Source organism: Cohnella baijiui (genome assembly GCF_020731285.1).
Lineage (GTDB): Bacteria > Bacillota > Bacilli > Paenibacillales > Paenibacillaceae > Cohnella.
Map to the genome: position 1 here is coordinate 1 of NZ_JAJFOW010000432.1, position 223 is coordinate 223.

The 223-nt window shown below is 43.9% G+C and carries 1 pseudogene; it reads right to left on the reverse strand.

The window, feature by feature from the left end:
* A pseudogene (locus LKX83_RS33260) lies at positions 1–223 on the reverse strand (preprotein translocase subunit SecY); the annotation flags it as partial.

The following is a 223-nucleotide window of genomic DNA, read 5'->3' on the forward strand; positions in this document are numbered from 1 at the left end:
TAAAAGAAGGATTCTGTACGAGGCCAGGCATCATTCCATTAAAACCGATGGAGAGACCCACCGCCTGAATCAAACCCAATACAATCGTAAAATAACGTGTAAACTGGGCAATTTTACGACGTCCGATATCTCCTTCTTTTTGCCACTGGGTAAATGTCGGAACAACATCCATCGCTAACAGCTGCATAATAATCGAAGCGGTAATGTACGGCATGATCCCCAT